The sequence below is a fragment of the Undibacterium sp. FW305-107 genome (assembly GCF_058788535.1).
Genome location: NZ_JBYTAV010000006.1, coordinates 132,377 through 146,928, shown reverse-complemented (window position 1 = coordinate 146,928; position 14,552 = coordinate 132,377). Strand labels below are relative to the sequence as shown.

The following is a 14,552-nucleotide window of genomic DNA, read 5'->3' as shown; positions in this document are numbered from 1 at the left end:
CTCATTATTTCTTCTGTGCGCCAGCGTACAGATGCCTTTGAGCGGAAGGCATAGTCTATTTACCTACTTTACAAAAAAGGTGCGGCCATGACTGAAAAAACTGCTAGCGTGCATTGGGAAGGTTCAGGTAAAACTGCTGTCGGTAATATCAGCACAGAAACCGGGGCGTTGAAAGATTATCCCTATGGCTTTGCCAGCCGTTTTGAAGATGACAGACGCGGCAGCAACCCTGAAGAATTACTGGGTGCTGCCCACGCTGCCTGCTTCACCATGGCGTTTTCATTTGCCTGTGAAAAAGCAGGGTTTAAAACCACGGATGTCGATACCAAGGGCAGCGTAAGATTATCTAAGCAGGGTGAGGGTTTCGTGATTGACCGTATTGCGCTGACGATGGAAGCGACCGTCGCAGGCATAGACGACGCGCAATTCCAGGAAATTGCAGCGGCAGCAAAACGTGACTGCCCACTGTCAAAAGCGCTTGCCAGTGTTCCTGAAATAATATTGCAAGCGACGCTACGTGTAGATACCACACCATAAAATTGTTCACTGAAGGAATCTGGCATGCTACATACTTTACCCGAACTGCCGTATGCAATGGACGCATTGCAACCACATATCTCCAAAGAAACTCTGGAATATCACTACGGCAAACATCATCAGACCTATGTGACGAATCTGAATGCCCTGATCAAGGACACGGAATTTGCCGAAGAGTCGCTGGAAAATATCATCAAGAAATCTACCGGCAGCATATTCAATAATGCTGCGCAGGTGTGGAATCACAACTTTTACTGGCAAAGCCTGACACCCAGCGGTGGCGGTGTCGCCACTGGTGCACTGGGTGATGCGATCACGACACAATGGGGTACATTTGACAAATTCAAGCAAGAATTTACCCAGTCCTGCATCAGTAATTTTGGCTCAGGCTGGACCTGGTTGCTGAAGCGCTTTGACGGCACGCTGGCCATAGTCAACACCTCGAATGCCGCCACACCCTTGATAGGCGTCGACAAACCTTTGTTGACCTGCGATGTCTGGGAACATGCCTACTATATCGACTACCGCAACCAGCGAGCCGCTTATATGGACGCTTACTGGTGCCTGGTGAATTGGGAGTTTGTTGCTGCTAATTTTGCTGAAACGAACTAGTATCAATGGGTGGTTTTAAAACCACCCATTGATTTTTCAATCCAGATTTTTTAGTCCAGTTTTTTACCCATCTAACAACTCAGATTTTGTGCGAAGCTGATCCCGCCTTCAGCGCAGGGCTGGAAGTAAGTGCAACCAGTCTGGATGAAGGGGTATCAGTCACCAGCAGCAAACCCGCTGTATCATCTCCCGTTTTTTTCGCTGCCAGACTCTTTAGTTCCACACTTTCAAGATGCAATTTTCCAGCCTCAATATTGGCCTTGAATTTGGGGTCGGGTATGGTGGCGATCGATAAATTTGCCTCCCCCTTGCTCAGACTCGTACCTTTGTGGGAAGAACCTTCAAACAAGCTTTTTGAGCCAACTTTTTCTGCAATTTTTTTCTCGCTGCCATCTATATTGACATGGGTAGATGCCTTGATCTCCATGTTGCGCATCAATTCATAAGATGAGGCTGAAACGGCTTTGAATACTTCATTCAGTGAACCCGTCTCGTCGTAGATCGCCTGAAATACTTCCTTGGGTTTGCCATTGATATGTGTGACCTCAGGGTTTTTCAAGATCGTGGGCAATTCTACCAACCCCAGGGTGCGGTCCGCCCCGGCATAGCCACTGAGTGTCATGACCTCGCCTTTGGTGGCAGCAGCAAACCGGGCAGAAGCGTCAGCCCAGCGGCCATCGGTTGCGGCAAACATGAATTGATTCGCCGGATGCTTGCGATCGCTGGTTACTTCATCTATGGATTTGCAATGATGTGCCCTGGCTACCGCTTCCAGATAATCTTCAGATTGCAAAAAACTCGCTACTGGCGTCTTGTTGATGGCGCGTATATCCTCATGATTTGCCACCATGAGTTCAACCAGATCATTGCTGGAAATATCCTTGTGTACCATGCCGCCATACAGTAAGGTAACTTGCCCGTCAGAAAAAACTGAAACCTGATTGGCGAGATCCTTCAATGAATCTGGCGTACGGTAGTCTTCGGGGTGATTTTGCAGCAATTCTATGGCTTGCTGATGACTCAGACCTGACATGAGCACCTCACCTAAAAAGTAAATTGCGCAATGTGGGCAGAATAGGCTGGCGACAAGGAGCCATCCCGGTATGCCCGCAAGGCATCTTTCAGATCTGCAATGATGGCAGCACGATGTGCCTCAAACTCGGGGCTGGCATCTGCCTCAAGCTCATGCATGCCGAGCCAGCCCCAGGTAGTTTGCCACTTGTCGCCATCCAGGCTTTGTCCCTCACTGTTCAGACGCAGACGCAATAATATGCCCTTCCAGAAAAAGCTGAAATTCTTGTGGGAAGGCTGCTCGCGGTCATACGTCATATAGCGCAAATAGATATTGCGCTCGCGGTCTATCACCCATCTTGACGCTACCGCCATGGGAAACTGCTTATCGATCTCGCGCAAATCATAAGCCACGATATCGGCTTCGGGAATTCTCTCGTAGATAAAAGACAAACTGGTTCTCCTGATAAAGGGGTCTAAAAGTCCAGGGCTCAGGGCATAGCTACTGAGCCCATTTTCTCACAGAAGCTAATACCAAAATCTTATCTGCTATGCAAATCTGCTTACACATTGTTGCGCTTTAATATAAAACACACAATTACTTGATTGACACGACTACGCCTGTCATGCACCATCCATTTACTTTAATGCATCATGCTCCCTGATCTGCATCTGGTACCGCACCATGGGGCGCAGCCATATCAATCTCAACAACCTCCACCCAGCGACCACATGAAAAGCTCAATCTCCTTCAAAACTCTCAGCCTGCTTTCCGTCAGCCTTGCATGCCTGGCAGCGCCTGCCCTGGCTGCCGACTACAGCCCCTATCCTAAAGCAGGCGTGTATGACGCCAGCGACAATGGCTTTGAACGCCTGTTGACAGTAAAGCCTGACGGTAAATTCACGCTGGAAGTGGCAGAGAAAGGCAAACCCGGTAATTTGCGTAGCGGCGCAGGTGAAGGAAAACTTGCTGATGCGCCAGGTGGATGGAGTTTTAGCGAAGGTCGTTGCAACATGACCCTGAAGCGCGCTGCTGGTGGCATGCAATTACATGTAGAAACCTGCGCCAGCGCCTGGGGCGACGTGCCATTTGATGGCAAATACAAATACCAGGGCGAAGAAGTTGCTGCTGCCCCCGTCAAGCCTGTACCAGCGCCTGCACCAAAAGCCGCAGCACCTGTCGCTGCAACAGTTACACCCGCGCCTGCTGCGCCCACTACCGCCATGGCAGCAGCGCCAGCACCGGCCCTAACAAGTGGCGCCTTGCCCTCACGCAAGGAATTGATGGAAAAATGGACGAATATTGCTACCGACAAAGTGGCCGGAAAAAGCGTGCTGGTCATGGTCAAATCCATCGGTGGCACCTCGCCAGACACTACACTGGAAGCTTATTCCAATGCTGCATTTGTGATAGACACTACCAGTGATTATCAGGCGATTTCTGCTGTCGAAAAGGCCAAATCACCATTGCAGTTAGTTAACATCCCCCTGCCAGCAATCAGCGCCAAGGAAGGGCTGGAATTCGAGGTGGATTGCAGCTACGGCAAATCCAGCAAAGTCATTGCCATCAATGTTGCCAGCCAGCCTAAAGGCAAACCCATGACACGCAAACGCAGTAGCGCCTGGATGCTGGATAACAACTTGCAGGCGGTAGAGATAAAACCGGCCAACAAGGCTAAATGTCCGACCGCACAGGCTGGATACTAAAAAAATGAATGGCACCTGCGGGTGCCATTTTTTTTCCTATCAAGAATCTGCAAGCCCCTCTCCTGCATGATATTTCAGGCCAGAGAATTCTGCAGACAATCTTGGCTTTACCTGGTTTTTGCCGTTTTGCCGGTCTTCGCTACTGGCTTGGCAGCAGCTTTGGGTTTTGCTGCTGCTTTTGCAGTAGGCCTTGCAGCTGATTTACTTGCCCCCCCTGCCTTGCTGGCAGGTTTGGCTTTAGCACTTGTACCTGAAGCGGCTTTCACCGTCTTGGCTGCCGTGCTTTTACTGCCAGCCTTCTTTGCAGGCGCTGCTTCTGTCGTGGTGCCGCCTGTTTGCTCACCCTCCATGGCCTTGCTGACAGCTTGCTTGAATTGTTCCTGCAACAGCCCCCACCAGGCGGCAGGATTGACAAAAGGCGTACTGGTATCTGTTGCTTCTGCAGTGGATGAAGCAGCGGCAGACTGAGCAGATTGAGTTGTCTCTTCTACCTGAGCTTCAGCATCTGTCACAGGTGCGCCTGCTTCCGGTGGCATGTCTGCACTATCCTCATCAACTTCCTCATCGGGATCGGGCTCGGCGACCTTTGCCTTGGCTGTATTTGGATGCATGGGCCAATCAGCATTACTGCTGGCTTGGGTTGCCGCTGTAGCTGCAGTTGTAGCGGAAACCGCCTGCTCTGCCATAGCACCGGCCTGCTGCGCATGCTGGGCAAAACTTTCACCCAGGGATTGCAGGGCAGCCAGGGTCGCACGCTGCACTTCCAGGGCCTGTATGGTTCCACGCAGCATATTCATGTTGACGGTCAACCAGGATTCTACCGTCTTCAAATCCTGAATTTTCTTGTCCAGCTCATCCACCGACATCGGCGGTGCCACCATGCCGGGCACTTGCATATTGCCCCAGAGTTTTTTGACGAAAGACAGGGTATCGCCCATGGCATTCATGCCGGGGATCTCAGAACCAGAAAACGGATTACTCATACGATTCTTCCTTAGTATTTTCAGGGTTACAGATTATTTCAATTTAAGCATCTTGCATGAGCCGGGCAAGGCCGTCAATCGCGCATCGAAATAACGCTCAGTTTTAAAACCATAGCCACTACCTTCGTTATCAAAACGCACGCCACTCTCGCCCTTCTTTTGCATGACCGAAACGTACAGCGGCTGTATCAGTTGATGGTCTTCTGCCCGCATGAGGGCATCATGGAAGGTATTCTTGTATTGCGCACCTTCCATCGCACGGGCAACTGCTGCGGCTTCGGTGGTTCTGGCTTTTTCTATGGCAGTAACCAGCATCTCCACCATGATTTGCATGCGCAGATGCACATAATCATCGCGCGGATCAGGATAACGCTGACGGAATTGCTGGTAAAACGCATCACTGTCAGCACCACCGGCATTGGGATGCCACTCAGCCACAGCGCGTACCCTGCCCAGGCCTGCATCACCGAGTGCCGCCGGTGCCCCCAGGCCATTGCCATAGAAAGTATAGAACTTGGTCGTCATGCCAGCATCCTTGGCTGCCTTGACCAGCAGGCTCAGATCGTTACCCCAGTTGCCAGTAATGACTGCATCTGCACCGCTGGCCTTGATCTTCGCCATATAAGGAGCAAAGTCCTTGATCTTGCCTATGGGATGCAGGTCTTCACCGACGATGGCGATATCCGGTCTTTTTTCTGCTAGCATGGTGCGCGCCGATTTATTGACCTGGCGGCCAAAGCTATAGTCCTGGCCTATCAGATAAATCTTTTTGGCGCGGCTGTCCGCCCTGATGACTTCGGTCAGCGCATGCATGCGCATGTCGGCATGGGCATCGAAACGGAAATGCCAGTAACTGCATTTTTCATTGGTCAGTGCCGGGTCAACCGCGGAATAGTTGAGGAAGAGTACGCGATTATCCGGTGCGCGTTGATTGTGCTTGTTGATGGCATCGACCAGTGCCAGGGCAACGGCCGAGCTATTGCCTTGTACGACAAAGGGAATATGCTGGTCTGTCAGGTGCTTCAGCGCGATCAAGGAATCTTCCACGCCCTGTTTATTATCAAAACTACTTAATTGCAGGGGATGACTGCTGTCAGGCAGGCGCACGCCACCACGGGCATTTACCCTTTCTATGGCAATTTGCAGGTTTCTCTGCACCGCTTCGCCAGCATTGCTGAAAGCCCCGCTCAACCCATCTATCATGCCTATGCGGATTGGCGTTGCGGCGCTACCAGGTGAAGCCGCGTGGGTGCTGCCCAGCATGCATAGTCCCAGCAAAACGGGGAGATATCGTTTCATGAATCTTGTTATTGTCGCCGGCATCAAAGCTATCCTGTCATGTCCACTACATCCTGCAAACAGCAAGCTGCTGCAAAAATTGCTATTTTACTCCCTGGTAAAATCAGTCTGGTCATCCAAAACTTATCGACTGCGTTTACACTAGCAGGATGAACGCTACTGCCCCTCAATTTGATACCAATTTAATCACACGCCAGAATATGCTGTTTTTGACGCTGGCGGTATTGTTACATCTGTTCGTCTTGTATGGCCTGGGCGGGGATGTCATGCCGGACAAGCCAAGACTGCAGGAAAACCCTATTGCCGTACAATTCAAGGACATCCCTGACCAGGCCGAACCAACAACCGCCAGCAGCAGTGCCAGGCCTGGCCCGGTAGCGGCACCTGAAGCAGAACCGCTTGCTACAGTAAAAAAAGCCGCAACGCCTTTACCAGCAGCGGAACCTGAGCCTGCCCCCGTACCAAGCGCAGACGCACCCGTGGAAGTAAAGGACAATACGCCTGCCCTGCCAGCAGAGACCAAGCCCGAAGTCAAAGCAGAAGACGCCAGTGGTCAGGTCAACAAAGACAGCACAAATACTGAAGGGCCACAAACCTACCCCGTACGTGCGCCACAGACAGGCAAAATCAGCATGCGCATTGTGCGCACAGAACCGAACCGCAGCCCTGTTTACGGCGATGGCGAAATCAACTGGGAATTCAAGACTGGCCGCTACAAGATGAGTGTGGAAGCATCCCTGGATTTGTTACTGACTTCTGTCAACCTGTATCAGATGCGTAGCGAAGGCCTGATTGATGTATATGGCATTACACCGGCGACCAGTTCAGAAAAGCGACGTAACCGCAGCGAGACCGCAACGCACTTTGACCATGCCAATAAGTCCGTGAGTTTTTCCTCTTCCAACAAGACGGCGGAAGTGAAAGATGGTGTTCAGGACAAGGCCAGCTTCATCATGCAACTGGCTGGTATAGGCTATGCTGATCCTGAAAAATTCCAGGCAGGACGCGAAATCCGCCTGCAAGTGGCAGAGGAGCGCGATGTCTCCACCTTTGTTTTTATCGTGACTGCCTACGAAGAAGTGGAAACCAAGGCGGGCAAGATCATGGCCTGGCATGTAGTGCGGCCACCCCTGCCAGGTTCTTACAATTCCAAACTCGAAATCTGGCTGGCACCGGATCAGTACTGGTACCCGATACAAATACGCAATACTGAAAGTAATGGTGCTGTGACCACACAGACTGCCACCAAAATCGTCAGTGTCACCAATATGGAAAGATAATCATGCGCAAGTCTATTACCGTGTTCGCCCTCATGCTATCGGCATTGGGCCTGAATGCTCAGACCATGGCACAAGGACATGAAGCTGCGGTCAAATATGCGACCAGGCTGCCGCCACCGGTGGAGCTGCAATACAGCATCAAGGCCAAACAAAGCGGCTTGCCACTGAGTGGTTCAGCCTCGGTCAAATGGCAGACTGCTGACCAGAAATACAGCATCATCACAGAAACCCATGCCATGCTGGTGGGCAAAATCCTGGATGCCAGCAGCCACGGTAATATCGATGACTATGGCCTGGCACCCGACAAATTTGTCGAAAAACGCTTTCGCAAACCCGCTACCACGACCAGCTTTGAGCGTGACAGCAAAACTCTGCGTTTCAGCGCTTCCACTGAAACCTATGTACTGAAAGGCGGCGAGCAGGACAGGACCAGCGCCAGCTGGCAGCTGATCGCCATCGCCCGTGCCGCTGGTGAAGCTTTCAAGGCTGGTTCGGAATGGAAGATGCTGGTCGCCGGCCGCAGGGATGCCGACCCATGGACATTCAAGGTGCTGGGGCCGGAAAATATCAAGACCCCCATGGGCGATATGGTCGCCATCCACGTCAGCAAGGCACCACCAGCCGACTCCAAGGACCAGCAATTGGATTTATGGCTGGCCCCCGGTCTGGAATGGTATCCGGTGCGCCTGAAGTTCAGCGATGCCGATGGTGATTTTGTTGATCAGGTTTTGGAAAGCCTGAAAAAATAAGACATGACAACATAGTTAGGCCACTACTTGTCGTGCGCTTTCACGACTGTCACCGTACATTCGGCCTCGGCCACGACTTGTGCGGACACACTGCCCAGATAGCGGCGCAAGGCTGAACTGCCGCGCGAACCGATGATGATGTGATCTACACGATTATTGTGGGCATAGTCGATAATGGCAGTAGCCGGGTCGGATGCTTCCAGCACATGGAAAGTGATCTTGTCGGGATTCAGGTTCAAAGGCCTGGCCCAATGCTTGAGGTCAACCAGTTGCTTGACATGGATGTTTTCACCCTGCTGTATCAGACTCTCATCCATGCCTATGCGGCTGACCTTGCGTATGGTCAGGCAAGCCAGGCGCGCACCTGGTTCGGTCTGCAACATGCGCCTGGTGATATTGCGCAGGCTTTCTGCCAGCGCTTCTGAACCACCGTTCAAATCCAGCGCAGCGACGATGATCGGGGCTCTGGACAATTTATCGGAGAGACTCTGTGATAAAGCTGGTTCAGCAGCATTAATCTGGAAACGACGTTTGAGTACGGACAGATAGCCATCCTGCACCTGCTTGTCTGCCCGCGCCGTCAATTGCAATTGATCGGGATGTTGCAATAAAAAAGCCAGTTGTGCTGCAGTATCAAAGCGGTTCCTTGGTTCGACTTCCAGGCAACGCAAGATAATCTCCTGCAACCATGTCGGTAAATCACTGCGATGGCTGCACGGCGGTATGGGGTCACGGTATAGTCGTTTTTTTAAACCAGCGACTGAAGTAGGGTGACCAAAAGGCCGCTGCCCGGTGGCCAGGTGATATAACAATACGCCCAGCGAAAACAAATCACTGCGCGGTTCATTGCGTACACCCATTACCTGCTCGGGTGAAATATAGGGGCCGGTGCCCATGGGCAGGCGGAATTCTTCATCCAGCAAATCCGGCAATCTGTCATGCCGCGACAAACCAAAATCAATCAGTACTGCCGTACCGTCGGCGCGGAACATGATATTGCTGGGTTTGAGGTCGAGATGGATGACATGCTGCTTGTGCAGGTCCTGCAAGGCATGCGCCACCTTGATACCAATATCCACCACCTCTGTCACTGGCAAAGGCGCTTCTTCAAAACGGCTGCGCAAGGATGCACCAGCGATTTGCTCCATGACGATATACGGCTGGGCATCAAAATCACCGGCGCCGAAGTAACGTGGCACATGCCTGCCCCTGAGCTTGGGCATGATCATTTGCTCGACTTCAAAAGCAACGATGGCGGTAGGATCATCTGTTGAATACAGCAGCGGCACTTTCATAATCAATGCGGGCGGGCTGCCATCATCGGTTAACAGATGGAGGGGGTGACGGTCACGCAAATCTGTCACGTGCCACAAGGCAGCCATGCCACCGGTATGCAATTTCTCTTCGAGGCGATAGCCGTCGAATTCCATGCCGCTTTGCAGCTTGTGATGTCCGGGGCCACTCATCTGTATCCCTGGCTAATTCCCATGTAGCAGCCTGTGTCCCAAAGCTGGCGGCAAGCCGGCAGCAATAATTTTCTGGCAGGCTTTTTCGGTATCGTAGGGAACGCGGTAGTAAGTCAGCTCCTGGTCTTCGGTATCAAAAGTCGCATAACAGGCAGCCGGATTGCCATCGCGTGGCTGACCGGCTGAGCCAGGTATGACCAGCCAGCGCCTTTGCCTGCTCAGCGGTATGCCCTCCTCAGGTGCCGGGGTAAATTCACCGGTCTTGCCAGTCAGGCTGATGTGGAACAAACTCGGCATGTGCACATGTCCGCAAAAGGTAATATTGGCCTTGGTCGCATGCATGCTGCGCGTGGCTTCCATGACGCCATCTATATATTCCCATTTCTCAGGTGCCCAGGCATTGGCATGGACGAACAGCATGTCTTCCCACTCTATGCGGTAAGGCAGTTTGGCAATGAAGTCGAGTTGCTCTGCAGTTATTTGGGCACGCGTCCAGTCCACCACTTTTCTGGCAGTCGGGTTCATGCCCTGACGATCTCCCTGCAACAAACCGGCGTCATGGTTGCCTATCAGGGCCCAGGCCCCCTGCCTGACATAGTCCATCACTTTATCCAGTACCCAGCGGGGATCCGCACCGTAACCAACCAGGTCGCCCAGAAAAGCATAACGAGTCACGTTATGCTTTTCTGCATGCGCCAGGCAAGCCTCAAGGGCTTCACGATTGGCATGTAAGTCTGTAATGACGGCGATCAGCATTGATGAACTTCATTCATGGTGTGTGCTGCTATTCTAATCCCATAAGTTAACAGCAAGCTTACAAGTCAAAGTTACCGCTGCGGTAATATTCATAACCGCGCGCGCGCAAGGCACAGGCCGGGCAAGTACCACAGCCATGGCCCCAGGGATGCATGTCACCACGCTGCCCCAGATAACAGGTGTGCGTGTCTTCACGTATCAGATCAACCAGGGCTGAGCCGCCCAGCTGTTCTGCCAGTTGCCAGGTTTGCGCCTTGTTGATCCACATCAGTGGAGTTTCCAGCTTGAGGCGGGTGTTCATGCCCAGATTCAGCGCTACCTGCAAGGCTTTCATGGTGTCATCGCGGCAATCGGGGTAACCGGAAAAGTCGGTTTCACACATGCCGCCAACCAGCACATTCAAACCACGGCGATAGGCCAGCGTGGCTGCTGTCATCATGAACATCAGATTGCGGCCAGGGACAAAAGTATTCGGCAAGCCATTCTCTTGCATTTCTATGGCAATATCTTCTGTCATCGCCGTATGTGAAAGCTGGGAAATCAAGCCCAGATCTATCATATGGTCTTCACCCAGGCGGGTTTGCCATTCGGGTGAGAACTGGCGCATTTTTTCTATCAGCACAGGTCTGACGCTGAGTTCTATGGCATGGCGCTGACCATAATCAAAGCCTATAGTCTCTACATGGGCATAACGGGATAGCGCCCAGGCCAGACAAGTGGCAGAATCCTGACCGCCGCTGAAAAGCACCAGTGCCCTGTCTTTAGTGGTTAAATTATTCATAAATAATTGAAAATGAAGGTAAAGCCATTGTAAAAGAATGAAATACTTTGTGTATCAGTCAGTCTTGATGTTATGTTTCTATAGCAAAATATGCTGGGACAAGATTTGTCTCTGCTTCGCAATCCCGCATCATAAGCCAGGTCCATCTCGTGCAAGCTCATGAGTTTTTATAAAAAATTTCTTTCTTCTTCCATATTATCGGTCATAGACCAGGGCATGCTAAGTGCCCTGAATTTTGTCATTGGCATTTTGCTCATGAATCTGGTGGCAAAAGATGACTATGGCCTGTATGGACAATTGTACGCCGGTGGTCTGCTGGTCGGCCTGATCGTCGATTCCTGGATAGCCGGGCCACTGACTACGGTTGCCCCCTCAGTACAAGGAGATACCCGCAAATCCCTGCTGCGTCATTACTGGTACAAGCAAGTAGTCTGGACCCTGGCGATGGGCTCACTGGCTTTCGTGATTGTAGAGTTTGTGCCAGCGGCGACGCATTACAGCAACAAAAGCTGGATACTGGGTGCCGTTTTTGCCACCTATCTGTTTGGCAATGGCATACGCGAATATGGCCGTACCGTCGGCTTCATCCAGTCCGACATCATTTCGGTACTGCGGCAAGACATTTTATATGTAAGCCTGGTCGCCATCGGCCTGGCCTACCTGTATTTCAGCAAGCATTTCGATCTGGTGACTGTATTTGTGCTGCTGGCAGCCTCCTCCTTCCTGTGTACACTGGCCAGCCGCCAGCATTTTCTGACACATACTTCCACCGACGTTGAAGCCCACGCTGAAGAAGAAATCCGCCAGGCCATCAACGCCCATCAGGAAACCATCGCCGGTCACGGGCGCTGGGCAGTGTCAGGGGTGATCGTCGGCTGGCTGTCGAACTACAGCTATGTGTATCTGTCCGGAGCCTGGCTGGGGGTCGCAGCGATTGCCGATTTGAATGCCTCGCGCCTGATGCTCATGCCGATACCGCTGGCAGTGGCCGCCTGGTCCAGGGTGGCCAGGCCAGAAGCCAGTCGCCTGATGGCAAAAAAAGACTGGCACGGGCTCAAGCGCCTGACCCTGTTTTCCATTGCTGGCATAGAACTGGTGGTGCTGGCCTATGTCGCCCTGCTCTTGCTTGCCCTGCCATGGCTGGAAAGCCATGTCATCAGCGCCAAGTACAGTGGGCTTGATCCCCTGGTCATGATGTGGGGGGCGTATTTCGCCATCAATGCTGCCCGCTGGGTAGGCACCTCCTGGTTATCCAGTGGTGGCGCTTACAAACAAATGTTTTTCCTCGGTAGCGTGACTCTCAGCATGGTGTTGCTGATTACTGCTTTCAGCATCCCGCGTATGGGGGCACAGGGAGCGATCCTGGCCCTGATCGTTGTTGAAATATTTGAACTGATCGTGGTCTGGCGTTTTATTTTGCCACGTCTGCAGAAACAGGCTTAGCTACATTGACTGCACTAGCTGCATTAGCAACGGCGTCAAAATGCTGAAGATGGGCAAGAGGTGCCGTGATGACAGGCATCTGCCCTGGCTGACGATGGCTGAAGCGATGCAGTAGATGTTTGCCGATGAAATCTACCAGCGCCAACTGCGACCAGCGTGGCGTAAAAGTATGATCCGCTCCATTAAAGAATTTCAGGCATATCCTTTCGCTTTGCCCTAACAATTTCGCATGCCTGCCAAATTGTTCTGTCATGACATCAACTGCTGTATCACTGGCTTCATAGATCAGTACCAGTTCCGTGCCACGCGCTTCCAGGTTCTTGAAATTACGAGCCACCTGTCCGAGGAAAAAATTATTATGCATCAGGTGGGTGCTTAACGATTGCCATTGCGTGCGCAGGCGCTTGCCTATGCGGCGGAATAAATTGCCCCCTATCTGACGAAAATCCACCTGCCCCTTGAGCACGCGCATCCAGGTATCACCTTTAGTCAGTGCATGCACGTAATAATGGGTGGATTTGATCGTGGCTTTTTTTCGGGCCTCTATGGTATCGCCTGCCCGCCAGCGATACGTCAGCTGATTCATCAAGACCAGGGCGCTGACGCGTTCATCCCTGAGCGCACTTAAATATGCCATGTAGGCACCGGAACACAGACCAGTCAATACAAAGGAGGGGCTATGGTATTTACCCTGCATGAAATACATGGCGCTACTCAGGTCATCCACGCTGGATGCCGCATGTACATCGTTTTCTTTATCCTCTGGTGTCGTCCTGCTATAGCCTATGCCCGACTTATCAAAGCGCAAAACATAAAACCCCTGGCTGGCCAGGCTACGTGCCAGTGTTACATATAAACGATGATTACCTACCCTGTGATTGGCGCCGATATTACACAAGACCACAGTTGGCAAGGCAAACACATTTGCGCCGGTCTGATGGCTGACGATGCCTGTCATGCCTTCAAATTCGACCAATTCTTCTTCCACTATCGTATTGGCAATGCGCAGGCTGGCAATATCATTCGTCACCGGCACATCCTTGCTGCTTACTTCTCGCAAAGGGAAATAGCGCGCCAGCCAGGACTGCATTTCTTGCCAGATTGCCGTCGGTACCTGCGTGTCATGTGCATCTTCACGCATCATGGCGGCATAGCCGGGCAAGTCTGATAATTGCAGCGCATGATCATGATGATGCCAGGCTTGCACCAGCTTTGCTTCCTGCCCTGTGATGTCATCACGCTGCTGCAAAAAGACGGGCATGGCAGGTGCAGGTAGCTTGCTTAAATCCAGCTTGCCCAGACTGCTACGGGTGGCAGCGGTAAATTCATAACCGGTCAATTCGTCATCGGTCGCCTGATGATTGGGATCGATAGTCTGATCAGGATCGACTTCTTTTTGCAGGGAACTCATACTGCGCAAGACCAGCATTTCACGGGCATAGGCACGCCCTGATATGACAGGTGCCATCAACATGAGGGCTTTGGCATCAATGCTGGCTGCCACTGTGCCTGCCAGCAAAGCACCCAGGCGCAAGCCGAACAGGGCAATATGCTCTACGTCGGCCATCAGGCGTAATTGTGTTGCAGCCTGACGTATATTTGTTTGCCACAGGGCGACTCTGTCCTTGTCAGTTCCGGCAACTTCGGTGACATCGGCAGCATCACCCGTATTGTTATAGTCAAAAAAACAGACATCAAAGCCGGCTTTTGCCAGATACGTGGCCAGATGCTTATAGGCCAGATACGAGACCATGTATTCATGGCCAAAGGGTGGGCAGAGCACCACGCCGCAGCGACGGCTGCCCCCGGCATCACGGATGCGCGCAGGGTGATACCAGCCCAGCATGGGGCTGGCCGTATCGCCAAACCAGAAGGCTTGCGGTGTGTACAGAATATCTTTGCTTGGGTACTGTTGTGCTGCCAAATCT

General features: G+C 52.1%; 14 protein-coding genes. 6 read left to right on the top strand and 8 right to left on the bottom strand.

The window, feature by feature from the left end:
- Positions 1 to 87: 87 nt before the first annotated feature.
- Positions 88 to 537: an OsmC family protein gene (locus AC3WQT_RS14760; RefSeq protein ID WP_492704713.1), complete on the top strand. Its 450-nt coding sequence runs from the start codon at positions 88 to 90 to the stop codon at positions 535 to 537.
- 24 nt (positions 538 to 561) lie between these two features.
- Complete coding sequence (locus tag AC3WQT_RS14755; RefSeq protein ID WP_492704712.1) at positions 562 to 1,149, top strand: superoxide dismutase; 588 nt, start codon at positions 562 to 564, stop codon at positions 1,147 to 1,149.
- Between the two features lie 79 nt (positions 1,150 to 1,228).
- Here AC3WQT_RS14755 and AC3WQT_RS14750 read toward each other — a convergent pair whose 3' ends face one another.
- A complete protein-coding gene (locus AC3WQT_RS14750; protein WP_492704711.1) occupies positions 1,229 to 2,182 on the bottom strand; it encodes a hypothetical protein in 954 nt (317 codons plus the stop codon).
- A gap of 11 nt (positions 2,183 to 2,193) precedes the next feature.
- Positions 2,194 to 2,613 (bottom strand): hypothetical protein, encoded by a 420-nt coding sequence (locus AC3WQT_RS14745; protein WP_492704710.1) that lies wholly within the window; start codon positions 2,611 to 2,613, stop codon positions 2,194 to 2,196.
- 279 nt (positions 2,614 to 2,892) lie between these two features.
- Here AC3WQT_RS14745 and AC3WQT_RS14740 point away from each other — a divergent pair, with 279 nt between their 5' ends.
- Positions 2,893 to 3,867 (top strand): hypothetical protein, encoded by a 975-nt coding sequence (locus tag AC3WQT_RS14740; RefSeq protein WP_492704709.1) that lies wholly within the window; start codon positions 2,893 to 2,895, stop codon positions 3,865 to 3,867.
- Between the two features lie 107 nt (positions 3,868 to 3,974).
- On the opposite strand, the gene AC3WQT_RS14735 is transcribed toward AC3WQT_RS14740, so the two are convergent.
- Both AC3WQT_RS14735 and AC3WQT_RS14730 read right to left on the bottom strand, forming a co-directional pair.
- Positions 3,975 to 4,850: a PhaM family polyhydroxyalkanoate granule multifunctional regulatory protein gene (locus AC3WQT_RS14735; RefSeq protein WP_492704708.1), complete on the bottom strand. Its 876-nt coding sequence runs from the start codon at positions 4,848 to 4,850 to the stop codon at positions 3,975 to 3,977.
- A 33-nt stretch (positions 4,851 to 4,883) separates the two neighbouring features.
- Positions 4,884 to 6,113, bottom strand: coding sequence for a branched-chain amino acid ABC transporter substrate-binding protein (locus tag AC3WQT_RS14730; protein WP_492705044.1), 1,230 nt, complete (start codon positions 6,111 to 6,113; stop codon positions 4,884 to 4,886).
- Between the two features lie 185 nt (positions 6,114 to 6,298).
- Between AC3WQT_RS14730 and AC3WQT_RS14725 the strand changes: the two genes are divergently transcribed.
- Together AC3WQT_RS14725 and AC3WQT_RS14720 are read left to right on the top strand one after the other, a co-directional pair.
- Entirely contained in the window at positions 6,299 to 7,429 is a 1,131-nt protein-coding gene (locus tag AC3WQT_RS14725; protein ID WP_492704707.1) for a DUF3108 domain-containing protein, read from the top strand.
- A 2-nt stretch (positions 7,430 to 7,431) separates the two neighbouring features.
- Positions 7,432 to 8,178 carry a DUF3108 domain-containing protein gene (locus tag AC3WQT_RS14720; RefSeq protein WP_492704706.1) on the top strand — a complete coding sequence of 249 codons (747 nt, stop codon included), beginning with the start codon at positions 7,432 to 7,434 and terminating at the stop codon, positions 8,176 to 8,178.
- Between the two features lie 23 nt (positions 8,179 to 8,201).
- Here AC3WQT_RS14720 and AC3WQT_RS14715 read toward each other — a convergent pair whose 3' ends face one another.
- From AC3WQT_RS14715 to queC, 3 genes are read right to left on the bottom strand one after another with little or no spacing between them, the layout of a single operon-like run.
- A complete protein-coding gene (locus AC3WQT_RS14715; RefSeq protein ID WP_492704705.1) occupies positions 8,202 to 9,644 on the bottom strand; it encodes a protein kinase domain-containing protein in 1,443 nt (480 codons plus the stop codon).
- Between the two features lie 12 nt (positions 9,645 to 9,656).
- Positions 9,657 to 10,400 carry a metallophosphoesterase family protein gene (locus tag AC3WQT_RS14710; protein ID WP_492704704.1) on the bottom strand — a complete coding sequence of 248 codons (744 nt, stop codon included), beginning with the start codon at positions 10,398 to 10,400 and terminating at the stop codon, positions 9,657 to 9,659.
- Between the two features lie 58 nt (positions 10,401 to 10,458).
- Positions 10,459 to 11,181, bottom strand: a complete 723-nt coding sequence (gene queC, locus AC3WQT_RS14705; protein WP_492704703.1) for a 7-cyano-7-deazaguanine synthase QueC — start codon at positions 11,179 to 11,181, stop codon at positions 10,459 to 10,461.
- A gap of 159 nt (positions 11,182 to 11,340) precedes the next feature.
- Between queC and AC3WQT_RS14700 the strand changes: the two genes are divergently transcribed.
- Complete coding sequence (locus AC3WQT_RS14700; RefSeq protein ID WP_492704702.1) at positions 11,341 to 12,624, top strand: lipopolysaccharide biosynthesis protein; 1,284 nt, start codon at positions 11,341 to 11,343, stop codon at positions 12,622 to 12,624.
- Here the strand turns inward: AC3WQT_RS14700 and AC3WQT_RS14695 are convergent.
- Positions 12,593 to 14,548 (bottom strand): alpha/beta fold hydrolase, encoded by a 1,956-nt coding sequence (locus AC3WQT_RS14695; RefSeq protein WP_492704701.1) that lies wholly within the window; start codon positions 14,546 to 14,548, stop codon positions 12,593 to 12,595. The two genes, AC3WQT_RS14700 and AC3WQT_RS14695, sit on opposite strands and share 32 nt — an antisense overlap.
- Positions 14,549 to 14,552: the final 4 nt, after the last annotated feature.